This window comes from Bradyrhizobium sp. NBAIM03 (assembly GCF_020194055.1).
GTDB lineage: Bacteria > Pseudomonadota > Alphaproteobacteria > Rhizobiales > Xanthobacteraceae > Bradyrhizobium > Bradyrhizobium yuanmingense.
Window position 1 is genome coordinate 193386 of sequence record NZ_JADYVS010000001.1, and the last position, 21534, is coordinate 214919.

Genomic DNA, 21534 nt, shown 5'->3' on the forward strand with positions numbered 1-21534 from the left:
GACTGGGACTCTTGAAATTGCCAAAGTGGCAGGCAAAGATTTGACCACACCTCGCGCCATCCGCAAACTGGTCAAGCCGTCATGCCGGGCCGCAAAGCCAAGCCACCACGACTCTGGTTCCGAGACGACGATGAGACCTGGATCATCCTCGACCGCGGCCGGCAGATCCGCACAGGCTTCGGCCGCGACGACATTGATGGCGCTGCGAAGGCACTCGAAACCTACATCGGCGGGCGACATACAAGTACAATCGGCGCCACTGACCCGGGCGCCCTCGCCATAGCTGATGTTCTCACTGCTTACGAGATTGCAAAGCGCCCCAAGGATAAGAGCGACCAACGCGCGTGGGCACAACACGATCTGCTGCTCATTCGCTTGCTCGACCTCAACACCTTCTTTGGCGACAAGACGGTCAGCGAGCTCAAAGCCCAACTCTGTCGTGATTTCGTAGACTGGTCTACTGGCACGCCGAACGAGAACAACAGAAAGGCAGGCATCAAGCCCCGCAACAGCTCGGTCTCAGATCAGACCGCGCGACGCCGACTTGAGGATTTGCGGGCTGCGGTCAACGTCTATCACGCAGAACACACACTTAGCGTGGTCCCAAAGATCACCCTGCCTCCAAAGGCGGAGGGGCGTCACCGGTGGCTAACACGCAATGAAGCCGCTCGCTTACTCGCAGCAGCGATTGGTTACGTGTGGGACAATGAGCGAGAGACCTGGAAGCGTGGTGAAGATGGCAAGCTTTTGAGACGTGAGCGGTGGATCATCCGCCGTCGCTATCCGGCGGCGCGTTTCATGTTGGTCGGCATTTACAGCGCGCGCCGCGAAGAGACGATCCGCCGCACACAGTGGCTATCGACAACGACTCATCCTTGGATGAATCTGGACGCGATGGTGTACCAAGGCAAGGGAGCCTTGGAGCGGTCGACCAAGAAGCGACGCCCGCCCGCGAAGATCGCCAGCCGGCTGCGCCCTCACCTAGTCCGCTGGCGTAAGATCGACGAGAAGCGTTCCTCCGAACTCAGAGCAGCGGGCGTCATGAGGAACGGCGAGCAGATACGATTCATCGTCAACCGCATCCACGATGGCCAGCCGCTTGCCGGCAAGATCAGGTCGGCTTGGGAAGCAATTCTGGAGGATGCGGGACTGGGCGATGATGTGGTTCGCCACTCCTTGCGCCACACCGCCGCGACTTGGCTCATGCAAGCTGGCGTCGATATGTGGGAAGCCGCTGGCTGGCTTGGGATGACCGTGGAGCAGCTGGAAGCCAACTATGGCCATCACCATCCAGATTTCCAGGAAGAGGCGGCCGAAGCGTTTGGGGGACGACGCTAATTCCCCTTGCGGTTAGCAACGTCTGTCAGAAAATAGAGCGACCAAAATACAGTCACCGACAAGAACGATAAAAGCATAGACAGGATCAAGCTACCGATTGCCCAGACCGCTGTTCGAGCCAACGGAGCACTTGCTGTCCAGCTGATAACCGCGTCCCTCATCAAGCCAGCGCCCACGACAGCGAATAGCGTCACAAGGCCCAAGAAGCTCAGATAACCTAGCAGAAAGCAAAGGAATTGGCGCATAGTCAGGGCGTCATTGTCCAGCCAAAGCTCAGCTCCCATTGGCCTTCGATCAATGTTGTTACCTGGCGCGCCCATCGATACTGCCGCCAGCGCCCCCACCATAAACGGTACAGCCATGATCAATAGGTCTCTGGCAAACCGCAATAACCCAGCATCGCCGAACAGTGGGGCGCGTGGTTGGACGCCTACGTAAACGATCCATGCCACCAGTGCGACGGATAATGGAACGATCACGTCATACCGGCGCTTCTCTGGATGACGGATAGAAAGGTAGCGGATAGGAGCAAGCAGGCGCAGTCGCGAATGCGTCCCGCCCTGTTCCACGTCCAGATACTCTATCCGTGACCTTTCCATAGCGAGTCTTTGTCCAGCAAGGCTTCCATCTGCTTCACGACATCGCGGTTGACTGTCGTGTACCACTCTCTGGCTGCCTGGAGAGATATTACATCTTTTGTGCAGATCATCAGATCCGAAGCGCCGGCAAGTGCATCCGGCAACGACCCGGTGATCATCGCACCGTTTACGTGCCGGAATGACACCTTAATCTTGTACCCGCGCTGTGTGTAGTAGGTTCGCAGGGCGTTCATCCATTCGAAACGTGCTTTAGGGTCGTTTGGTCCCTGCTTGGCGGACACCTTCAATTGAACTTGGGCGTCAAATTCCTCATTGATCACATGGGTTTTACCGGCAATCGATTGTTTTTCTTTGCTCTTGGTAAAGATTAGATAGGAAATTTCAGCACCTGGACCAGTGGCAAACCCGACGTTCCGTCCAACATCGGCGTGGAGTTCCAGGCGGGGATTGAATCGGTAGGGCTTGAGCACATTTCCTCGTTTCGGATCTGGCACCGGTACGTCAAATGAGAGTTCGTCCTGCGTTGCCCATCGGCGAAGCTGCCGACACAGGAAATCCTCAATCATTTTCGGTTTATTGAGTGTGCAACTTCGATCACACATCGGTAGTCGCCGCTATCAACGGCCACGACCGGGGTGCGAACGACCACATGGGCTGACACGCACCCGCGTTCATTTTCGTGGCCGGAGATATCCCGTCCGTTCAAGTTTGCCGTGTCGACGACGGAGAATGTTGTCTTTTGCTGATCAACGTATTCCAGCAGAAGCTGATAGTATCGAAAACCGTCGCGTGTATGAGACTTGAGATCTCGGAGCCAGATGAAGTTCAATCCGGCGCACCGGATTTTCCGCTCATCGTCCGTCTCTTCGGACTCTCTCTCGGTCTCTGACTTTCCGAAAAACTCAATAGCCCACGCTGCTTTTCGTCGCTCCTCGAGAGCGTCGAACATGCTCTTGCCGGAGACGATCGGAACTTTGGCGTGGCTCGGAGCCTTTGAAATCGACCGAGCAACCAATCGATTTAAAAGAACAATCCTCTGAAATGGACTCGACACTCAGCCCTCCCTGCGGAAGCTGATATGTCACAACCCACGCTTGAGGAAGAGGTCGTGAGCGCGTTATCCCCGGAGGCAAGAGGCTTTTCATTGCGCATTTCATTGCGGAACGACGCCCCGGAAACTATAAGTAGTTGAAATCTTGGTCGGAGTGGCAGGATTCGAACCTGCGACCCCTGCGTCCCGAACGCAGTGCTCTACCGGGCTGAGCCACACTCCGACAAGAAGGCGGCTTATAGCGTTGGGCTTGACGCACTGCAAGCGGCCGAGATGAGGAATTTTATCCCTGTGAAGACGGGTGTCGAAACGCTGATATTGCCGGCCGGCGAAGCCGACGCGGAAGCCGCCGCCCGGCGACTTGCGGCCGGCGGGCTGGTCGCGTTTCCGACCGAGACGGTCTACGGGCTCGGGGCGGATGCTGCCAATGCGGTCGCGATCGCCCATCTCTACGCCGCCAAGGGCCGGCCGGCGTTCAATCCGCTGATCGCGCATGTTGCGGATCTCAAAGCCGCGCGGCGGATCGGGCTGTTCGATGCGCGCGCGCTGGCGCTTGCGGAGGCGTTCTGGCCGGGGCCGCTGACGCTCGTGGTGCCGAAGGCCGAGGACTGCACGGTGGCGGATCTCGCCACCGCCGGCCTCGACACAGTGGCGATCCGCATTCCCGCCCACCCCGTCGCACAGGCGATCCTGCGCGCCTTCGGCGGCGCCGTGGTCGCGCCGTCCGCCAATATCTCCGGCCACGTCTCGCCGACGCTGGCCGCCCATGTCGAGAGCGACCTTGCCGGGCGGATCGACCTGATCATCGACGGCGGGCCTGTGACGGTCGGCGTGGAATCCACGATTATCGGCTGCTTCGACGCGCCGATGCTGCTTCGTCCCGGCGGGCTGTCGCGCGAGCGGATCGAGGCGGTGCTGGGCGCGAAGCTGGCGCGGCCGCCGGCGGAGGCTGGCAGCGACGACAGCCAGCCACTGGCCCCGGGCATGCTGGCCTCGCACTACGCACCGCGCGCCCATGTGCGGCTCAATGCACGTGAGGTCGCGCCGGGCGACGCGCTGCTGGCGTTCGGCCCGGAGCGCCTGCCGGGCCTTGACGCCGCCTCGGCCGTCATGAATTTGTCGCCCACCGCCGATCTCGATGAAGCCGCGGCCAATCTGTTCGGCTATCTTCGCAGCCTCGATGCGAAAGCGCCGCGGGCGATTGCGGTGATGCCGATTCCCGAAGATGGTCTGGGCGAGGCGATCAACGACCGGCTGCGCCGCGCCGCGGTGGCGCGTTGAAGCAAGAGACGAGGACATGAACATCAACAAGCCTGCCACCCCGCCGCTTGCGCCCGAATTGATCGAGCAATTCCGCAAGATCGTCGGCGACCGCCACGCCATCACCGACCCGACCGATATCGAGCCTTACGTCACCGAGGAGCGCAATCTGTTCCACGGCCGCTCGCCGCTGGTGCTGCGCCCGGGCTCGACGGCGGAGGTTTCCGCGATCTGCAAGCTCGCCTCCGCGCACAACATCGCGCTGGTGCCGCAGGGCGGCAACACCGGGCTCGTCGGCGGCCAGACGCCACACAATGGCGAGGTGGTGGTGTCGTTGCGCCGGCTCGACAAGATCCGCGAGGTCGACACCGCCTCCAACACCATGACGTGTGAGGCCGGCGTGGTGCTGCAGATCGCGCAAGCCAGGGCTTCCGAGGTCGACCGGCTGTTTCCGCTGTCGCTCGGGGCCGAAGGCAGCTGCACCATCGGCGGCAATCTCTCGACCAATGCCGGCGGCACCGCGGCGCTCGCCTATGGCGTCGCGCGCGAGATGGCGCTGGGCCTCGAAGTGGTGCTCGCCGATGGGCGCGTGCTCAATTCGCTGTCAAAGCTGAAGAAGGACAACACCGGCTACAATCTACACAACCTCTTCATCGGCGCCGAAGGCACGCTCGGCATCATCACCGCGGCGACGCTGAAACTGTTTCCGAAGCCGCGGGCGATCGAGACCGCCTTCGTCGGGCTGAAATCGCCGGCGGCGGCGCTGAAGCTGCTCACCATCGCGCGAGGCGAAGCCGCCAATGCGCTGACGAGCTTCGAGCTGCTGTCGGAGCTGGCGGTGGATTTCTCGGTCCGCCACGGCATCGACGTGCGCGACCCGCTTGAGGCAAAGCATCCCTGGTACGTGCTGATGGAATTGTCATCGCCGAGCGAGGATGCCCGCACGCCGCTGGAGACGATCCTGGGCCGTGCCATGGAGGAGGAGATCGTCGACGACGCCGTGATCGCGGCGAGCCTCGCCCAGCGCGGCGCGTTCTGGAAGCTGCGCGACGAGATGTCGGCGGCGCAGAAGCCGGAAGGCGGCTCGATCAAGCACGACATCTCCGTCCCGGTTGCGGCCGTGCCCGAATTCATCGCGGAAGCCGATGCGGCCGTGGTGAAGCTGATCCCCGGCGCCCGGCCGGTGCCGTTCGGCCATCTCGGCGACGGCAATCTGCATTACAACGTCAGCCAGCCGATCGGCGCCGACACCGCCGATTTCCTCGCGCGCTGGCATGATGTGAACGCGGTGGTGTTCGAGATCGTGCTGCGCATGGGCGGCTCGATCTCGGCCGAGCACGGCATCGGCGTGCTCAAGCGCGACGAGCTCCCCGAGGTGAAGGACAAAACCGCGATCGAGCTGATGCGCTCCATCAAGACGATGCTCGATCCGCTCGGCATCATGAATCCGGGGAAGGTGCTGTGAGCGCTTCCCTTGCGATCGATGCGATCACCGATGCCGACGTCGAGGGCGTGGTCGCGCTGTGGCAGCGCTGCGGCCTGACGCGCCCCTGGAACGACCCGCATGCCGACATCGCACTAGCGCGGCGGCGCGACAATTCCACCGTGCTGGTCGGCCGCGACAATGGCGCGATCGTCGCCACCGTGATGGTCGGCCATGACGGCCATCGCGGCTGGGTCTATTACGTCGCCGTCGATCCCAGCTGTCAGAAGCGCGGCTATGGCCGCATCATCATGGCGGCGGCCGAGGACCGGCTGCGAAGCGCCGGGATTTCGAAGCTGCAGCTCCTGGTCCGTCGCGAGAACGCGCAGGCCAACGCGTTCTATGGCTCGCTCGGCTTCGAGCTGTCGACATCCGTGATGTTCCAGAAGTGGCTCGACGGCCGTGCGACCACGCCAAGCAATTGAGATCGAGGCATGACCCTTTCCGACCGCGTCCGCATCAAGGACGTCCGCGTGCTCTCGGACGGCTGGACCACGCTGAAGACCACGACCTTCGAATACCGGCGCGCAAGTGGCGAGTGGCAGACCCAGCATCGCGAGACCTATGAGCGCGACAATGCCGCCGCCGTGCTGCCATATAATCTCGCGCGACGGACCGTGATCCTGGTGCGCCAGTTCCGCCTTCCGGCCTTCATCCGCGGTTACGACGACCTCTTGATCGAGGCCGCCGCCGGCGTGCTCGACAACGCCGAGCCCGAGGAGCGCATCCGCGCCGAGGCGGAGGAAGAGACCGGCTATCGCCTGCACCATGTCCACAAGGTGTTCGAGGCCTTCATGAGCCCCGGCGCCATCACCGAGAAGCTGCATTTCTTCGTCGCCGAATACGAGCCCGAGATGCGGGTGAGCGACGGCGGCGGCCTGGAGCACGAGGGCGAGGACATCGAGGTGCTGGAGCTGTCCATCGACGAGGCGCTGGCGATGATCGCCGACGGCCGCATCATCGACGCCAAGGCGATCATGCTGCTGCAGTATGTGGCGCTGCATGTGTTCAGGTGACCTTGCGGCTGTCCTTCCTTCTCCCCTTGTGGGAGAAGGTGGCGCGAAGCGCCGGATGAGGGGTTCTCTCCACTTGTGAGATCGTTCGTGAGGATGGATACCCCTCACCCGTCTCGCCGCTATGCGGCGATCCACCCTCTCCCACAAGGGGAGAGGGGAGGAGCGCAGCTCGCTCTATCAAGCCTGCAATTCAGACCTGCGCCGCCGCTCCCCCCGGTTGAGCAACCGCAAAACTATCTCTAGTCTGTCGTCAACCAAGAACCAGGAGACGCGCCATGTCCGCTCCGCGCGACGATGAATTCGGCTTTGCGCCCGACTACGATTCCCCCGTCCCCTACATGCAGCGCACCCGGGATTATTACGCGGCGATCGGCTACACCACGCCGTACCGCTGGGCGCATTACACCGAGGCGCCGTTCCAGCCGCTGAAGAAGCCGTTGTCGCAATCGCGCGTCACCATCATCACCACCGCGGCGCCCTACGATCCGGCCAAGGGCGACCAGGGGCCGGGCGCGGCGTATAATGGCAGCGCGAAGTTTTATCAGGTCTATGACGGCGACACGTCGAAACAGCACGATCTGCGCATCTCGCACATCGGCTACGACCGCAAGCACACCTCGGCCACCGACAGCGGCACCTGGTTTCCGCTGCCGCAGCTGTTGAAGGCGAGCGCCGCCGGCCGCATCGGCGAAGTGAGCCAGCGCTTCTTCGGCGCGCCGACCAACCGCAGCCATCGCGTGACGCTCGACACCGACGCGCCGGAGATCCTGGCGCGCTGCCTCGCGGACAAGGTCGACGTCGCGGTGCTGGTGCCAAACTGCCCGGTCTGCCACCAGACCACGGCGCTGGTGGCGCGGCACCTGGAGCGCAACGGCATTGCCACCGTGGTCATGGGCTGCGCCAAGGACATCGTCGAGCACGCGGCCGTGCCGCGCTTCCTGTTCTCCGACTTCCCGCTCGGCAATTCCGCCGGCAAGCCGCACGACATCGCGTCGCAGGCCCAGACGCTCGAGCTCGCGCTCCGGCTGCTGGAGAGCGCGAGCGGTCCGCAGACCACGATGCAATCGCCGCTGCGCTGGAGCGAGGACGCCTCCTGGAAGCTCGACTACAACAACGTTGCGCAGCTCTCGCCCGAAGAGCTGGCTCGCCGCCGCGCCGAGTTCGACAAGCAGAAGGAGATCGCGCGCGGCAACCGCGCCGCCTGACGTCCTCCAACAACAATAAGCCGAGGGAGAGCGAGGTGACGCGACCGTTCGAGGGCGTGAAGATCCTGGATTTTACGCAAGTGCTGGCCGGCCCCTATGCGAGCTACCAGCTCGCGCTGCTCGGCGCCGACGTCATCAAGATCGAGCGGCGCGAGGGCGAGGACATGCGCCGCACGCCGCTCAGCCGCGAATGGGCCGAGCGCGGGTTGGCGCCGGCGTTTCAGGCCGTCAACGGCAACAAGCGCAGCCTGACGCTCGATCTGCAGAAGCCGGAGGCGATCGCGATCGTGAAGAAGCTCGCAAGCCGTGTCGACGTGGTCATGGAGAATTTTCGGCCCGGCGTGATGGACAAGCTCGGCATCGGCTACGAGGCGCTGGCGGCGATCAACCCGAAGCTGATCTATTGCGCGGTCTCCGGCTTCGGCCAGACCGGCCCCGATCGTTTGCGGCCCGGCTATGACGGCAAGATGCAGGCGCTGTCGGGCATCATGGCGATCACCGGCCACCCCGAGACGGGGCCGACGCGCGCGGGATTCGCCGTGTGCGATGTGCTCTCGGGCGCCACCGCTGCCTTCGGCGTCTCGAGCGCGCTCTATCAGCGCGACCGCACCGGCAAGGGGCAGCTGATCGACGTCTCCATGCTGGAGGCGACGCTGGCGTTTCTCTCGGGCCAGATCGCCGACTGGTCGGTCGCCGGACATCGACAGCAGCTATCGGGCAATCAGGCGGTGAGCCGCCGGACCACGGCGAATTTGTTCAAGTGCGGCGACGGCCATATCCTGCTCGCCGTCAACAACGAGAAGCAGTACCGCGCGCTGATGGCTGCGCTCGGGCGCGAGGATACGCTGTCAGATCCGCGCTTTGCCGACTGGTTCTCGCGCAACGAGAACGAGGGCGCGCTGCGCGCCATCATCGAGCAGGCGCTGGCAAAACGGCCGGCACGCGAATGGGAGACAATTCTTGAGGACGCCGGCGCGCCCTGCGCCAGCATCTGGAAGGTCGAGGAGGTCATCGACCATCCGCAAATCAAGGCGCGCGGCGCGATCCATGAGCTGGACACGCAATACGGCCGCCTGCGCTTTGCCGGCAGCGGCTTCAAGCTCGCTCATGGCGGCGGCCGGCTGGATCGCATGGCGCCGGAGCTGGGCGCGGATACGGATGCGGTGCTGGGCGAGCTGGGATTCGATGCGGCAGAGATCGCGGGGCTGAGAGCGCGGGAGATTGTGTGACGGCAGCGCCTCACACTCAGTCGTCGTCCCGGGGCGCGCGTAGCGCGAACCCGGGACCCATAACCACAGGATCGCGTTTGACGAAGACTCGTGGTGAACAGTTTACGCCATAACCTCATCCTGTGGCTATGGGTCCCGGATCGGCGCGCGCTTTGGGCGCGCTTGTCCGGGACGACAGCGGAGTGAGTGGCGGCACCGCACCTAGAACAACGACCCCTGCCCGTCATCTGATGACGCTGCCGCAGTCTTCCGCACCGCCTTCTTCGGCTTCGCCGCCTCGGCTTCCGCCGCGATCTCCTCCGCACTGATCGGCAGCACGAGCTGCTCGTCATCATTGGCGACACGGTTGACGCGGGTGGAGACCGGGTGCCAGGCGAATTCGCCGACGCGCGGGGGCCTCATCAAGGGCAGGATCGCGTCGATCTCGTCGCCCTTGCTGTCGAGCCAGCGCTCGAAGTCGTGCGGGCTGATGGTGACGGGCACGCGGTCATGCAGCGCGGCGAGATCCTCGCCCGCCGCGGCGGTGACGATCGCGACCGTGTCGAGTTCCTCGCCGTTCGGACCGACCCAGGTCTCGAACACAGCGGCAAAGCCGAGCGGCTCACCGTCGGCACGGTGGATGAAAAAGGGCTGCTTGCGGCCGGTTTGCATCTTCCACTCGTAATAACCATCGGCCGGAATCAGGCCGCGCCGGCGGCGAATCGCGTTCTTGAACGCAGGCTTCTCCAGCACCGTCTCGGAACGGGCGTTGATCAGGAGCGTGAACCCGCGGGGGTCCTTGACCCAGCCGGGCAGAAGACCCCAGCGCATCAGGCGGAAATGGCGCGCGCCGTTCTCGAGCAGCACCACCGGAATCGGTTGCGTCGGGGCGACATTGTGCCGGGGCGGGAAATTCGGCTGCTCGACATAGCCGAACAGTTGCCGCAAAGCCGCGGGGGCCGAAGTTATGACGAAGCGTCCACACATCCTTGGAGGCCTATATAGGGTCCGTTCAGGTCCTTTTAACCCCGAACGTTAACACTGCGGCAGATGAGCTCAACGGCCTCCCAACCCGCGCGGACGCATGTACAGACGGGCCCTGAGGCGACCGCCTGGGCCGAACGGCTGCGCGTGGCCAACATCAATCCGCGGACCGGGCTTGCCACCGACTATCTCAACCATTTCAATGAAGCCGTGATGCTGCTCGAAATGGTGCCGGATATGCCGGAATGCGCCGAAGACTTCCTGACCTGGACGCCGCTGTCTTATGCCGAGCATTTCACGGCGTCGAATTTCAAGGCGCGGGATTTGGCGATCGAAGCCTATGAGAAAGCCGATCCCAACGTGCGTGCCCAGTTCGACCACTTGACGGATACCATGACCTCGATCCTGACCGCGGTCGGCTCGGCCATGCGCGAGGTCGAGAAGGACACGACGCGGGTCCGCCTCGCCGAGCAGGCCACGCTTTGGGTCAAGCCCCTGATCGCAGCCTGCGGCGGCATCATCAATGGCGGGGCGGAAGCCGACGTCGACACCATCATGGCGACTCATCCGGATAGGTGACGCGATTGGCCGCAATCGTCCATCCTGCCCATCCCCAGCTTGCGGTCAGCGCGGCGATCTTCCGCGACGGCAAGGTGCTACTGGTCCGCCGCGCCCGCTCGCCGGCCAAGGGCTTCTATTCGCTGCCGGGTGGCCGGGTCGAGTTCGGCGAATCGCTGCATCAGGCCCTGAGCCGCGAGGTCGACGAGGAAACCGGCCTTTGCATCGAGATCATTGGCCTCGCCGGCTGGCGCGAGGTGCTGCCGGCCGCGGCCGGCGCCGGCCATTACCTGATCATGTCCTTTGCCGCGCGCTGGACGGCCCGGGAGCCGGCGCTGAACGACGAGCTCGACGATCACCGCTGGATCGCCCCTGGCGCCCTGGCAAGCCTCGGCGACCTCAAGCTGACCGGGGGGCTGGAGGAGGTCATCCTGTCCGCTCACCGGCTGCTTGGAGCCTGACCGCCCGCCTTGCGCCAGCCGTCCCGAGGGGGCATACAGCCGCCGATGTCGTCGCGATTTCTGGCCATTTTTGTCCTGATTCTCGCCTGCGCCTCCGTGCCTGCGAGGGCCCAGGACGTGGCGGCGCCGTTTGACGGCGAACTGCAGCGGCTGGCCGAGATCCTCGGCGGCCTGCACTATCTGCGCGGCATCTGCGGGGCCAACGAGGGTAACAAATGGCGCAACGAGATGCAGGCGCTGATCGATGCCGAGACCCCCTCCGGCGAGCGCCGCACCCGCATGATCGCCGGCTTCAACCGCGGCTATAACGGTTTTCAGCAGACCTATCGCAGCTGCACGCCGGCCGCGATGGTGGCGATCCGCCGCTACATCGAGGAAGGCTCGAAGATCTCGCGCGATCTCACGGCGCGCTACGCGAACTAGCTACCCCGTCATTCCGGGGCTCGCGCGCGAGAGCCCGGAATCCATTCATCCACCGTCTCTGATGCCCGATGGATTCCGGGCTCGCGCGAGGCGCGCCCCGGAATGACGGCGCGGTCGACGCATGTGCGGGCCTGGAACCCTGTCATCGACTTTGTTCACAGCCGTTAACCGTTCTTAAAGATGTGGCCTAGCGGTCGTTAACGCCCGTGCTACACCTCTCGCACAGCGCATCGCCGTGGATCGCGCCCCAGCCTGACCGAGTTTCATGAGCCAGCCGATTTCCTACGCCCCCGCCCGCGCGCCGCTGCCCGATCACGAGCAGAAACAGGCCGCACTGAGCTATCTCAACGAGGCCTGGGCCGAGGCGCGTCATGACGGCGTCGACGGCGACTGCCTGGCGCAGGCGAGCCTGTTCGCGGCCCTCGCCGAGCTCGTCGGCACCTATGGCGAGGACGCAGTGGCAAAGTTCGTCGAGGGCTTTCCCGGCCGCATTCGCAACGGCGAATTCTCGGTCGGCATCTGCAGGCAGTAAGCCGTCCTGAAGCAGTAAGCCGTCCTGAAAATGACCCCGCCACGCGGGCGGGGCCAGTTGACGGATGAATGACTCTGCGAAAGGCGTCGCGAAGTCTGCCGCTCTTATCGCACGGAAGCCGTTGCCGGCGGACAAGCATTAATCTCGCGATGACCGGGAGATGTTCCCGACAGAGCCGGGAACGCGCGCCTCAGTCCGTCTCGATCGGCAGCGCCGGATCCCTCGCCCATTCGCCCATCGAAGCGTCGTAGAGCGTCAGCTTGTCGTAGCCGAGCTGCGTCAGCAGCAGGAGGTCGATCGTCGCCGAGATGCCGCCGCCGCAATAAAGAATCACATTCTTGTCGCGCGTGACGCCCTGGGCGGCGAACTTCGCTTGCGCATCCGCAAGATCCGCCAGCGTCTTGTCGGCATTCACGAGTGTGGCTGCGGGAACGTTGACGCTGCCGGGAACGCGGCCCGGCCGGCCATAGCGGCTCGGCTCGAGGCCGCGGTGAAACTGCGGCCCGAGCGCGTTGACGATGATGGTCGCGGGATCGCCGATCCGCGCCAGCACGGCTTCCTTGTCGACGAAGCAGCCTGGGCGCGGCGCCGCCTTGAAGGCCGTCACCGGATAGCCTTTCGGTGCGCCCGTCTCGGTCGGCCGTCCCTCCTGCTGCCATTTGTCGAAGCCGCCGTCGAGCACGTGGGCATCGACGCCGAGCGCGCGCAACATCCACCAGAACCGCGTCGCCCACATTATCGTCCCTATGCTGTAGAGCACGATGGTCTTGCCAGCATCGAGGCCGTGGCGGCCGAAGGCGGCCTCCAGCTGGGCGACATCGGGCATCATGAAGAAGTGTTGCGACGAGGCGTCGGAGAACTCGCCTTGCAGGTCGAGGAAATCGGCGCCGGGGATGTGGCCGGCGGCGAACGTCTTGTCGCCGGGCACGGCGCGATAAGGCACGGCGCTGCCTTCCGGCGCGGGCTCAAGATAGGTCGTGCAGTCGTAGAGGCGAAGGTTGGGATCGCCGAGCATGGCGGCGAGCTGCTCGGTGGTGATGAGGGCGGCGGGTTGGGACATCAGGCTGCACTCCCGTTCGAGAGGAAGTGTAGACCGCTCCTCCCGTCATTGCGAGAGCAGCGAAGCAATCCAGAGTCTTTCCGCGGCGACAGACTGAATTGCTTCCTGCGCTCGCAATGACGAATGGGGAAGCCCCGTGCGTCCCCCACATCACCCTACTGCTTCAGCGTCTCCAGGAACCGCACCGGCTCGCCCTGCGCGGCCGTCACCAGCTCGCCCTGCCACATCACGCGACGGCCGCGGATAAAGGTGCCGACCGGCCAGCCGGTGACGCGAACGCCGTCATAGGGCGTCCAGCCGGCCTTGGACGCCACCCATTTGTTGGTGATGGTCTCGCTGCGCTTGAGATCGACGATGGTGAAGTCGGCATCGTAGCCGGCGGCGATGCGGCCCTTGCAGGCCATGTTGTAGAGGCGCGCAGGGCCGGCGCTGGTGAGGTCGACGAAGCGCGCCAGCGAGAGCCGACCCGCATTAACGTGATCGAGCATAACAGGCACCAGCGTCTGCACGCCGGTCATGCCGGAAGGCGAAGCGGGATAGGTCTTCTGCTTCTCCTCCAGCGTATGCGGGGCGTGGTCGGAGCCGAGCACGTCGATGATGCCCTGTTCGATGCCGCGCCAAATGCCGGCACGATGATCGGCGCCGCGCACCGGCGGGTTCATCTGCGCCAGCGTGCCGAGCCGCTCGTAGCATTCCGGCGCGACCAGGGTGAGATGGTGCGGCGTCGCCTCGCAGGAGGCGACATCCTTGTGGTCGCGCAGGAACTCGATCTCCTCCTTGGTCGAGATGTGCAGCACGTGAATACGCTTGCCGGTCTCGTGCGCGAGCTTGACGAGGCGCTGCGTCGCCATCAGCGCCGCGGTCTCGTCGCGCCAGACCGGATGCGAGCGCGCATCGCCCTCGATGCGCAGCGATTTGCGCTCGTTGAGGCGGTATTCGTCCTCGGCGTGGAAGGCGGCGCGGCGGCGGATCACCTGGAAAATGCGGCGCAGGCTCTCGTCGTCCTCCACCAAAAGCGCGCCGGTGGACGAGCCGATAAACACCTTGACGCCGGCGCAGCCGGGTGCGCGCTCCAGCACAGGCAGGTCCTGCACGTTCTCGCGGGTGCCGCCGATGAAGAAGGCGAAATCGCAATGCATGCGGTGATGGGCGCGCTTCACCTTGTCGGTGAATTCGGCCTCCGTCACGGTCAGCGGCGAGGTGTTCGGCATCTCGAATACGGCGGTGACGCCGCCCATCACGGCGCTGCGCGAGCCGGTCTCGAGGTCTTCCTTGTGCGTCAGCCCGGGCTCGCGGAAATGCACCTGCGTGTCCATCACGCCGGGCAGGATGTGCAGGCCCTTGCAGTCGATCACCTCGGCGGCCGAGCCTTGCGACAGCGGACCGAGCTCGGCGATGCGGCCGCCCGTGATGCCGATATCCCGCACGCCCTCGCCGTCCTGGTTGAAGACGGTGCCACCCTTCAGGATCACATCGAAACGCTGGGTCATTGGGCCTCTCTCATCCTCAGGGCGCAGGGCTCGAGGTCTTGTCGTTTATGCGTTGCGGGCTTACGTTCCGGAGCAACATGTCGCAAGAGATTTTCGCATGAAATCGGCGTTTCTTCCCGACCGGGGCGTGATCAAAGTCGCGGGTGAGGATGCGCGCAACTTCCTCAATGGCCTCGTCACCACCGACCTGGACAGGCTGAAACCTGGTCTGGGGCGATTCGGCGCATTGCTGACGCCGCAGGGCAAGATCATCGTGGATTTCCTGATCACGGAAGCGTCCGCAGGCCACGGCGGCGGGTTCCTGATCGACTGCCCCAAGGCGCTGGCGGACACCCTCGCCACCAAGCTGAAATTCTACAAGCTGCGCGCCAAGGTCACCGTGGACAAGCTCGACCTCGGCGTGCTCGCGGCCTGGGACGGCGAGCCGACGGCGCAGCCCGACCTTGCCTTTGCCGATCCGCGGGCTGAGGGGCTCGGCTACCGCATCCTGGTCCAGGAAGATCTCAAGCAGAAACTGTCCGATCTCATTGGCGCCGAGCTGGTCGATGCAGCCGAGTACGAGGCGCATCGCATTGCGCTCGGCGTGCCGCGCGGCGGGCTCGATTTCATGTACAGCGATGCGTTCCCGCATGAGACCAACATGGACCGCCTCGCCGGCGTCGATTTCGACAAGGGCTGCTATGTCGGCCAGGAGGTCGTCTCGCGCATGCAGCATCGCGGCACCGCGCGCACGCGCAGCGTGAAGGTGCTGCTCGAGGACGCCTCGCCCGAGCCTGGCACAACCATTCTCGCCGGCGACAAGCCGGTCGGCACCATCGGCTCGACGGCCGGCGGCAAGGGCATCGCGCTGGTGCGCATCGATCGTGTCGCCGATGCACTCGATGCAGGCCAGCCGCTCACCGCTGGGGGGCTGGCTTTGACACTCGCTGAACCAGACGTCGTTCGCATTCCAGCCAAGCAGCCGATCGCATGAGCCGCGCTGCCAGCTTGCATCCCGATGGTCTGACCCGCTGCCCCTGGCCGGGCGAAGATCCGCTTTATGTCGCCTATCACGACACCGAATGGGGCGTGCCGGAATACGACGACCGCGCGCTGTACGAGAAGCTGATGCTGGACGGCTTCCAGGCTGGCCTGTCCTGGATCACGATCCTGCGCAAGCGCGACAATTTCCGCAAAGCCTTCGACGATTTCCAGCCGGAGAAGATCGCGCGTTACAATGCCAGGAAGGTTCACGCGCTGATGAACGATGCCGGCATCGTGCGCAACAAGGCCAAGATCGAAGGCGCGATCCTAAGCGCAAAGTCCTATCTCGACATCATGGAGAAGGGCCCGGGCTTCTCGAAGCTGCTGTGGGACTTCATGGACGGACGGCCGAAGGTCAACCAGTTCAAGACCACGGCAAGCGTGCCGGCCTCGACGCCGCTGTCGGTACAGATCTCCAAGGAGCTGTCCTCGCGCGGCTTCAAATTCGTCGGCCCGACGATCGTCTACGCCTTCATGCAGGCGACCGGCATGGTCAACGACCACCTGGTCGACTGCCACTGTCATGCGACCTGCAGCAAGACCCAGCGCAAGCTGCGCCTCAAGGCCAAATGACGGCGAAGAAGGCAGCGCGCAACGAAGAGGTCCGCGCCTGGCAGCGCATGCTGTCGGGCCGGCGGCTCGACCTGCTCGATCCTTCCCCGCTCGACATCGAAATCGGCGACATCGCGCACGGGCTGGCGCGGGTGGCGCGCTGGAACGGACAGACCCTCGGCGCGCACATCTTTTCGGTCGCGCAGCATACGCTGCTGGTAGAGACGGTGCTGCGGCATGAGATACCCCGCGTCGACCAGCGCGTGCGGCTCGCGGCCCTGCTGCATGATGCGCCGGAATATGTGATCGGCGACATGATCTCGCCGTTCAAGGCCGTGCTCGACGGTCACTACAAGGCCGTCGAGAAGCGGTTGCTCGGCGCCATCCATATCCGCTTCGGTTTGCCGCCGGTATTGCCAGATGACATCACGCAGGCCATCAAGGCCGCCGATCGCGGTGCGGCCTATCTCGAGGCAACCGAGCTCGCCGGCTTCAGCGCGAGCGAAGCGCGGCGCCTGTTCGGCAAGGATCCGGGTCTCTCCGAAAGCGTCCGAGGCGACTATCTGACGCCCTGGACCGCGGCGCGGGCCGAGAAGCAGTTTCTGGAGCGGTTTGGCGCCGTGTTTGCGTAGCATTATTCCTTCGTAGGGTGGGCAAAGCGAAGCGTGCCCACCGAACCAAGCGACATGCGCGCAATTGCGAAATGGTGGGCACGGCGCGATGCGCCTTTGCCCACCCTACGAGCGCTCGCTATAATCGGGCGCAAAAAGGTTCGCCATGATCCACGTCTGTTCCCTCGCCGCGCTTCCCGAAACCGTCCGCCTCACCAAGGCCAGCCACGTGCTGACCGTGATGGCCAATGTCGAGCAGGTGGCGCGTCCGGTGTCGGTGCTCCCGGCCAACCATCTCAAGGTGTCGATGGACGACATCACCGAGGAAATGGACGGCTTCGTCGCGCCGTCGGAGACGCATATCGAGCAGGTGCTCAACTTCGTGCGCGGCTGGGACCGCAGCGCCCCGCTGGTGGTGCATTGCTATGCCGGGATCAGCCGCTCCACCGCCAGCGCGTTCGCGGCCGTTTGCGCGCTTAATCCAAATCGCGACGAGATCGAGATCGCCAGGAAGATTCGCGCGGCCTCGCCGATCGCCTCGCCCAATCGGCGCATCGTCGGCCTCGCCGATCGTGCACTCGGACGCAACGGCCGCATGCTGCGCGCGCTCGACGAAATGGGCCCCGGCGCGATGATGGTGGAAGGCCGCCCCTTCGCGATCGAGCTCGAATGACAGCTGGTTGTCACGATGGAGGTGCGCCCCCTCTCCCGCCTGCGGGAGAGGGTTGGGGAGAGGGTATCTCGGCGACGAAGACTCCCCCAGAGGATAGAGTCCCCTCCCGCCTCGCATCTGTCGATGCGACGCGACCTCTCCCGCAAGCGGGAGAGGTGCACCGAGTCCGCGGATGGGCCGTCTTAACCAAGCGGCATTCTGTTCAATTCAACGACACGGCAGCCGCATGAGCGAGACGCTGCTGACGCCAATCGAAATCGGCCTCACCGCGGCCATCGTCGCGATCGAGAACCACGAGCCGCTGATCCTGACCGCACCCGGTGCTGACCGGCTTGCCGGGCTGCCGTTCGGTCCGTTCGACGCGGTGAGCCATCGCACGTTCGAGATCGGCCTGCGCGCCTGGGTCGAGCAACAGGCGGGGCTGCGGCTCGGCTATGTTGAGCAGCTCTACACGTTCGGCGACCGTGGCCGTCATGCCGAGGCCGGCGACACCGGAGCCCACATCGTGTCGATCGGCTATCTCGCGCTGACGCGCCCCGCGGGCGGCGAGCTCGCCGCAAACGCGGCGAGCTTCGCGCCCTGGTACCGATTCTTCCCCTGGGAAGACTGGCGCGAGCAGCCGCCGGCGATCATCGCGAGCGACATCATCCCCGCGCTGACCGAATGGGCCGAGGAGGAGACCGCGGAGACGATTCGCGCCCTGCCGCGGAAGGATCGCGTGCGGTTCTATTTCGGTCTGGACGGCGCGCCCTGGGACGAGGAGCGCGTGCTCGACCGCTACGAGCTGCTCTACGAGGCCGGGCTGATCGAGGAGGCCCGCCGCGACGGCCGTCCTGCGGCATTGGCGCGCAAGACGCTTCCCCCGCTCGGGACCTCGATGCGGTTCGACCATCGACGGATTCTCGCGACGGCAATCGCGCGGCTGCGCGCAAAGCTGAAGTATCGTCCTGTAGTCTTTGAACTTTTGCCGACCGAATTCACACTCACTGAACTGCAGCACACGGTGGAAGCGATCTCCGGCCGGCACCTGCACAAGCAGAATTTCCGCCGCCTGGTCGAGATGGAAGCCCTGGTCGAACCGACCGGGGTGATGTCGACACAGACGGGCGGACGGCCGGCAGCGCTCTACCGCTTCCGCCGCGAGGTGCTCCAGGAGCGGCCCGCGCCGGGCTTGCGCGTTCGCTCCCGGCGCTAGAGCATGATCCGGAAAAGTGCGTTGCGGTTTTCCGGTAAGATCATGCTCAAGAAATTAAGATCCTGATATCAGTGGTATCGGCCCCTGCCGATTGCCTGGAGGCTTCATGTTCGACGGCCCGTTTGACGTCTTTGCGCTGATCATTGCGATCATCGCCTTCCTGATCGCGATCAAGGCGTCCAGCCAGGCGACCGAGTTGCGCCGCCGGATCAGTTCGCTCGAAGAGATGCTTTACGCGCAGCGGCCGGTGCAGCCGCCCCCGCTGATGCCGGCGCAGGCCGAAGCCCCCGCGACGACTGCAGCCGCAGAGCCGCCGCCGCTGGCCCCGGAAGCCGAAACGACGCCGCCTCCGCTCGTCACCGAAGAGATTTCGCCGCCCCCGCTCGAGCCGAGCACGGGCGCCGCTGCGCCCCCTCCGGTCCCGGAGGCCGCACCCGGCTTCGAGGAGCGGCTCGGCACCCGCTGGGTGGTGTGGATCGGCGGGCTTGCGCTCGCGCTCGGCGGCTTCTTCATGGTGCGCTATTCGATCGAGGCCGGTCTGCTCGGCCCCGGCGTGCGCGTGTTCCTCGGCGGCCTGTTCGCCGCTGCGCTGCTTGGCGCCGGCGAATGGACGCGGCGCAAGGAGAGCATCTCGAGCATCGCGGCGCTGCCTATCGCCAACATTCCCGCGATCCTCACCGCGGCCGGCACGGCGGTGGCGTTCGCGACCATCTACGCGGCGTACGCGCTCTACGACTTCCTCGTGCCTGCGACGGCCTTCGTGCTGCTCGGCATCGTTGCGATGGGCACGCTGGCCGCAGCGCTGTTGCATGGCCCGGCGCTCGCCGGGCTCGGCGTCGTCGGCGCCTTCGTGACGCCGATCCTCGTCTCCTCCGGCAAGCCGGATTATTGGGCGCTCTACATCTATCTTGCGGTCGTGACGGCCGCGAGTTTCGGGCTCGCCCGCATCAGGCTATGGCGCTGGCTTGCGGTCACGACCATTGCATTCGCGGTGCTCTGGATCTTCCCGGGTCTCGATACCGAACAGGTGCAGGTCGCGCCGCACGCCTTCCATGCCATCGCCGGCTTTGTGCTCGCCGCACTGCTCGTCGTCTGCGGTTTCATGTTCGGGCCCAGCATGGAGGACGGCGAGATCGAGCCGGTCTCATCGGGCGCGCTCGGCGCCTATTTGTTCGGCGCGATGCTGGTCGTGCTGTCGAGCGCGCATGCGGATCTCGCGCTGATCGCCTTCACGCTCCTGGTTGGCGGCACGCTGTTCGTCGCCTGGCGCGCACCGGCGGCGACCGGCGCGCTGGGCGCGGCCGCGGCGGCCGTGTTCATCGTGTTCGCCGAATGGGCGCTGCGCGCCAACCCCGATATGCTGGTGCTGCCGGGCGGCCCGATGCCCGGCGTCGGCCCGGTCGCGATTGATAGCGCGGTGACGCTGCATCTGGTGACGGCCGCGATCTTCGCCGCCGGTTTCGGCGTCACGGGCTTTTTCGCGCAAGGCCGCTCGAACTCGGTGATCATTCCCGTGGTGTGGTCGGCGGCGGGCGTCGCGACGCCGATCGCCATCCTGGTTGCGCTCTATGCGCGCATTGCCCATCTCGACCGCTCGATCCCGTTTGCGATCCTCGCCGTGCTGCTCGCTGCGGCCTTTGGCGCTGCGACCGAAGCGCTGATGCGCCGCGAAGAACGGCCCGGCGTTGCAACCTCGGTCGCGCTGTTCGCGACCGGTACGCTCGGCGCGCTGGCGCTGGCGCTGACCTTCGCCCTGGAGAAGGGCTGGCTCACCATTGCGCTCGCGCTGATGTCACTCGGCACCGCCTGGATCTCGTTGCAGCGGCCGATTCCGGTGCTGCGCCGGCTGGCTGCCGTCTTCGCTGCGATCGTCACTGCGCGCATCGTCTATGATCCGAGCATCGTCGGCGATGCCGTCGGCACCACGCCGATCTTCAACTGGCTGTTGTGGGGCTATGGCCTGCCGGCCGCCTCGTTCTGGGGCGCGAGCATCTTCCTGCGCCGCCGCGCCGACGATCCGCCGCTGCGCGTGGTCGAGACGGCGGCGATCCTGTTCACCGCGCTGCTCGCCTTCATGGAGATCCGGCACTTTGCGACCGGCGGCCGCATGACCTCGCCGCCCTCGCTGCTCGAGTTCGCGCTGCAAGTCTGTGTCATGCTAGCCATGGCAATCGGCCTGGAGCGCCTGCGGCTGCGCAGCCACAGCATCGTGCACAATGTCGGCGCGGTCGTGCTGACGGCGATCGCCGGCCTCATCAGCGTGTTTGGCCTCCTGATCCTGGAGAACCCGATGCTGCTCTCCAGCGTCAATGTCGGCAGCCTCGTGTTCAATCTGCTGCTGCTCGGCTATGCGTTGCCGGCCGTGCTGATGCTGCTGCTCTCCTACGCAGTGGCGGGACACCGCAGTGTCGCATATGCAAACACGATTGCGGGTGGCGCCCTGGTGTTCGCGCTCACCTATGTGACGCTGGAGATCCGCCGCTTCTATCACGGCCCGGTCCTGCTCTACGGTGGCACCACGAGCGCCGAGCAATATACCTATTCGATCGGCTGGCTCGCTTTTGGCGTGGCGCTGCTCGGCGTCGGCATCCTGGTCAATTCGGAGCGTGCGCGGCTGGCGTCCGCTGCCGTCATCGCGCTGACGATCTTCAAGGCCTTCGCCGTCGACGTGTGGACGCTGACCGGCGTCTATCGGGCGCTCTCGTTCATGTGCCTCGGCGTCGTGCTGGTCGCGATCGGCTGGCTCTACCAGCGTATCCTGTTCCGGCGGCAGATCGCACCGACGCCGGCCGCGCCGCAGACGGGCAGCTAA

General features: G+C 65.0%; 23 protein-coding genes and 1 tRNA gene. 17 read left to right on the plus strand and 7 right to left on the minus strand.

The window, feature by feature from the left end; all coding sequences use genetic code 11:
- Positions 1-81 precede the first annotated feature (81 nt).
- On the plus strand, positions 82-1338 hold the full coding sequence (locus I6F21_RS00835) for a tyrosine-type recombinase/integrase (protein WP_225128275.1): 1257 nt from the start codon (positions 82-84) through the stop codon (positions 1336-1338).
- On the opposite strand, the gene I6F21_RS00840 is transcribed toward I6F21_RS00835, so the two are convergent.
- From I6F21_RS00840 to I6F21_RS00855, 4 genes are all read right to left on the minus strand, one after another.
- On the minus strand, positions 1335-1907 hold the full coding sequence (locus tag I6F21_RS00840; RefSeq protein WP_225128276.1) for a hypothetical protein: 573 nt from the start codon (positions 1905-1907) through the stop codon (positions 1335-1337). The genes I6F21_RS00835 and I6F21_RS00840 overlap by 4 nt on opposite strands.
- A gap of 11 nt (positions 1908-1918) precedes the next feature.
- Positions 1919-2503, minus strand: coding sequence for a hypothetical protein (locus I6F21_RS00845; RefSeq protein WP_225128277.1), 585 nt, complete (start codon positions 2501-2503; stop codon positions 1919-1921).
- A complete protein-coding gene (locus tag I6F21_RS00850) occupies positions 2500-2991 on the minus strand; it encodes a hypothetical protein (RefSeq protein WP_225128279.1) in 492 nt (163 codons plus the stop codon). The genes I6F21_RS00845 and I6F21_RS00850 overlap by 4 nt, the downstream gene beginning before the upstream one ends.
- Before the next feature lie 143 nt (positions 2992-3134).
- Positions 3135-3211, minus strand: a tRNA-Pro gene (locus tag I6F21_RS00855).
- Positions 3212-3261: 50 nt separating this feature from the next.
- Here I6F21_RS00855 and I6F21_RS00860 point away from each other — a divergent pair.
- From I6F21_RS00860 to I6F21_RS00885, 6 genes are all read left to right on the plus strand, one after another.
- Positions 3262-4269, plus strand: coding sequence for an L-threonylcarbamoyladenylate synthase (locus tag I6F21_RS00860; protein WP_225139062.1), 1008 nt, complete (start codon positions 3262-3264; stop codon positions 4267-4269).
- A gap of 16 nt (positions 4270-4285) precedes the next feature.
- Complete coding sequence (locus I6F21_RS00865; protein WP_225139063.1) at positions 4286-5713, plus strand: FAD-binding oxidoreductase; 1428 nt, start codon at positions 4286-4288, stop codon at positions 5711-5713.
- Positions 5710-6156: a GNAT family acetyltransferase gene (locus I6F21_RS00870; protein WP_225139064.1), complete on the plus strand. Its 447-nt coding sequence runs from the start codon at positions 5710-5712 to the stop codon at positions 6154-6156. The genes I6F21_RS00865 and I6F21_RS00870 overlap by 4 nt, the downstream gene beginning before the upstream one ends.
- 9 nt (positions 6157-6165) lie before the next feature.
- Positions 6166-6747, plus strand: coding sequence for an NUDIX domain-containing protein (locus tag I6F21_RS00875; RefSeq protein WP_036028286.1), 582 nt, complete (start codon positions 6166-6168; stop codon positions 6745-6747).
- 275 nt (positions 6748-7022) lie between these two features.
- The gene (locus tag I6F21_RS00880; protein WP_225139065.1) at positions 7023-7952 is read left to right on the plus strand and encodes a glycine/sarcosine/betaine reductase selenoprotein B family protein; all 930 of its coding nucleotides are present in this window, start codon (positions 7023-7025) and stop codon (positions 7950-7952) included.
- A 35-nt stretch (positions 7953-7987) separates the two neighbouring features.
- Entirely contained in the window at positions 7988-9181 is a 1194-nt protein-coding gene (locus tag I6F21_RS00885) for a CoA transferase (RefSeq protein ID WP_225182664.1), read from the plus strand.
- A 201-nt stretch (positions 9182-9382) separates the two neighbouring features.
- Here the strand turns inward: I6F21_RS00885 and I6F21_RS00890 are convergent, their stop codons facing one another.
- Entirely contained in the window at positions 9383-10147 is a 765-nt protein-coding gene (locus I6F21_RS00890) for an SOS response-associated peptidase (RefSeq protein WP_225139067.1), read from the minus strand.
- 63 nt (positions 10148-10210) lie between these two features.
- Here I6F21_RS00890 and I6F21_RS00895 point away from each other — a divergent pair, with 63 nt between their 5' ends.
- The 4 genes from I6F21_RS00895 to I6F21_RS00910 all read left to right on the plus strand — a co-directional run bounded on the left by I6F21_RS00895 (position 10211) and on the right by I6F21_RS00910 (position 12118).
- Complete coding sequence (locus I6F21_RS00895) at positions 10211-10723, plus strand: hypothetical protein (protein WP_074447530.1); 513 nt, start codon at positions 10211-10213, stop codon at positions 10721-10723.
- A gap of 5 nt (positions 10724-10728) precedes the next feature.
- The gene (locus I6F21_RS00900) at positions 10729-11163 is read left to right on the plus strand and encodes an NUDIX domain-containing protein (RefSeq protein ID WP_036003648.1); all 435 of its coding nucleotides are present in this window, start codon (positions 10729-10731) and stop codon (positions 11161-11163) included.
- A gap of 45 nt (positions 11164-11208) precedes the next feature.
- Complete coding sequence (locus I6F21_RS00905) at positions 11209-11586, plus strand: TIGR02301 family protein (RefSeq protein ID WP_036003646.1); 378 nt, start codon at positions 11209-11211, stop codon at positions 11584-11586.
- Between the two features lie 265 nt (positions 11587-11851).
- A complete protein-coding gene (locus I6F21_RS00910; RefSeq protein ID WP_036003643.1) occupies positions 11852-12118 on the plus strand; it encodes a hypothetical protein in 267 nt (88 codons plus the stop codon).
- A gap of 190 nt (positions 12119-12308) precedes the next feature.
- Here I6F21_RS00910 and I6F21_RS00915 read toward each other — a convergent pair whose 3' ends face one another.
- Positions 12309-13178 (minus strand): sulfurtransferase, encoded by an 870-nt coding sequence (locus I6F21_RS00915; protein ID WP_225139068.1) that lies wholly within the window; start codon positions 13176-13178, stop codon positions 12309-12311.
- A gap of 155 nt (positions 13179-13333) precedes the next feature.
- Entirely contained in the window at positions 13334-14668 is a 1335-nt protein-coding gene (locus I6F21_RS00920; RefSeq protein WP_225139069.1) for a dihydroorotase, read from the minus strand.
- A 97-nt stretch (positions 14669-14765) separates the two neighbouring features.
- Here I6F21_RS00920 and I6F21_RS00925 point away from each other — a divergent pair, with 97 nt between their 5' ends.
- The 6 genes from I6F21_RS00925 (at position 14766) to I6F21_RS00950 (ending at position 21534) form a co-directional block, all read left to right on the plus strand.
- Positions 14766-15641 (plus strand): folate-binding protein, encoded by an 876-nt coding sequence (locus I6F21_RS00925; RefSeq protein ID WP_225139070.1) that lies wholly within the window; start codon positions 14766-14768, stop codon positions 15639-15641.
- Entirely contained in the window at positions 15638-16264 is a 627-nt protein-coding gene (locus I6F21_RS00930) for a DNA-3-methyladenine glycosylase I (RefSeq protein ID WP_225139071.1), read from the plus strand. The genes I6F21_RS00925 and I6F21_RS00930 overlap by 4 nt, the downstream gene beginning before the upstream one ends.
- Positions 16261-16875 (plus strand): HD family hydrolase, encoded by a 615-nt coding sequence (locus tag I6F21_RS00935; RefSeq protein WP_225139072.1) that lies wholly within the window; start codon positions 16261-16263, stop codon positions 16873-16875. Before I6F21_RS00930 ends, I6F21_RS00935 begins: the two co-directional genes overlap by 4 nt.
- Before the next feature lie 145 nt (positions 16876-17020).
- Positions 17021-17527: a protein-tyrosine phosphatase family protein gene (locus tag I6F21_RS00940; RefSeq protein ID WP_036028306.1), complete on the plus strand. Its 507-nt coding sequence runs from the start codon at positions 17021-17023 to the stop codon at positions 17525-17527.
- A 226-nt stretch (positions 17528-17753) separates the two neighbouring features.
- The gene (locus I6F21_RS00945) at positions 17754-18722 is read left to right on the plus strand and encodes an NAD regulator (protein ID WP_225139073.1); all 969 of its coding nucleotides are present in this window, start codon (positions 17754-17756) and stop codon (positions 18720-18722) included.
- A gap of 106 nt (positions 18723-18828) precedes the next feature.
- Positions 18829-21534, plus strand: coding sequence for a DUF2339 domain-containing protein (locus I6F21_RS00950; RefSeq protein WP_225139074.1), 2706 nt, complete (start codon positions 18829-18831; stop codon positions 21532-21534).

Excerpts from the sequence above, each read along its gene's own strand:
- I6F21_RS00835 (WP_225128275.1), top strand. The coding sequence starts at position 82 with ATGCCGGGCCGCAAAGCCAAGCCACCACGACTCTGGTTCCGAGACGAC.
- I6F21_RS00845 (WP_225128277.1), bottom strand. The coding sequence starts at position 2,503 with ATGATTGAGGATTTCCTGTGTCGGCAGCTTCGCCGATGGGCAACGCAG.
- I6F21_RS00860 (WP_225139062.1), top strand. The coding sequence starts at position 3,262 with ATGAGGAATTTTATCCCTGTGAAGACGGGTGTCGAAACGCTGATATTG.
- I6F21_RS00865 (WP_225139063.1), top strand. The coding sequence starts at position 4,286 with ATGAACATCAACAAGCCTGCCACCCCGCCGCTTGCGCCCGAATTGATC.
- I6F21_RS00875 (WP_036028286.1), top strand. The coding sequence starts at position 6,166 with ATGACCCTTTCCGACCGCGTCCGCATCAAGGACGTCCGCGTGCTCTCG.
- I6F21_RS00880 (WP_225139065.1), top strand. The coding sequence starts at position 7,023 with ATGTCCGCTCCGCGCGACGATGAATTCGGCTTTGCGCCCGACTACGAT.
- I6F21_RS00890 (WP_225139067.1), bottom strand. The coding sequence starts at position 10,147 with ATGTGTGGACGCTTCGTCATAACTTCGGCCCCCGCGGCTTTGCGGCAA.
- I6F21_RS00895 (WP_074447530.1), top strand. The coding sequence starts at position 10,211 with ATGAGCTCAACGGCCTCCCAACCCGCGCGGACGCATGTACAGACGGGC.
- I6F21_RS00905 (WP_036003646.1), top strand. The coding sequence starts at position 11,209 with ATGTCGTCGCGATTTCTGGCCATTTTTGTCCTGATTCTCGCCTGCGCC.
- I6F21_RS00910 (WP_036003643.1), top strand. The coding sequence starts at position 11,852 with ATGAGCCAGCCGATTTCCTACGCCCCCGCCCGCGCGCCGCTGCCCGAT.
- I6F21_RS00915 (WP_225139068.1), bottom strand. The coding sequence starts at position 13,178 with ATGTCCCAACCCGCCGCCCTCATCACCACCGAGCAGCTCGCCGCCATG.
- I6F21_RS00920 (WP_225139069.1), bottom strand. The coding sequence starts at position 14,668 with ATGACCCAGCGTTTCGATGTGATCCTGAAGGGTGGCACCGTCTTCAAC.
- I6F21_RS00925 (WP_225139070.1), top strand. The coding sequence starts at position 14,766 with ATGAAATCGGCGTTTCTTCCCGACCGGGGCGTGATCAAAGTCGCGGGT.
- I6F21_RS00930 (WP_225139071.1), top strand. The coding sequence starts at position 15,638 with ATGAGCCGCGCTGCCAGCTTGCATCCCGATGGTCTGACCCGCTGCCCC.
- I6F21_RS00935 (WP_225139072.1), top strand. The coding sequence starts at position 16,261 with ATGACGGCGAAGAAGGCAGCGCGCAACGAAGAGGTCCGCGCCTGGCAG.
- I6F21_RS00940 (WP_036028306.1), top strand. The coding sequence starts at position 17,021 with ATGATCCACGTCTGTTCCCTCGCCGCGCTTCCCGAAACCGTCCGCCTC.
- I6F21_RS00945 (WP_225139073.1), top strand. The coding sequence starts at position 17,754 with ATGAGCGAGACGCTGCTGACGCCAATCGAAATCGGCCTCACCGCGGCC.
- I6F21_RS00950 (WP_225139074.1), top strand. The coding sequence starts at position 18,829 with ATGTTCGACGGCCCGTTTGACGTCTTTGCGCTGATCATTGCGATCATC.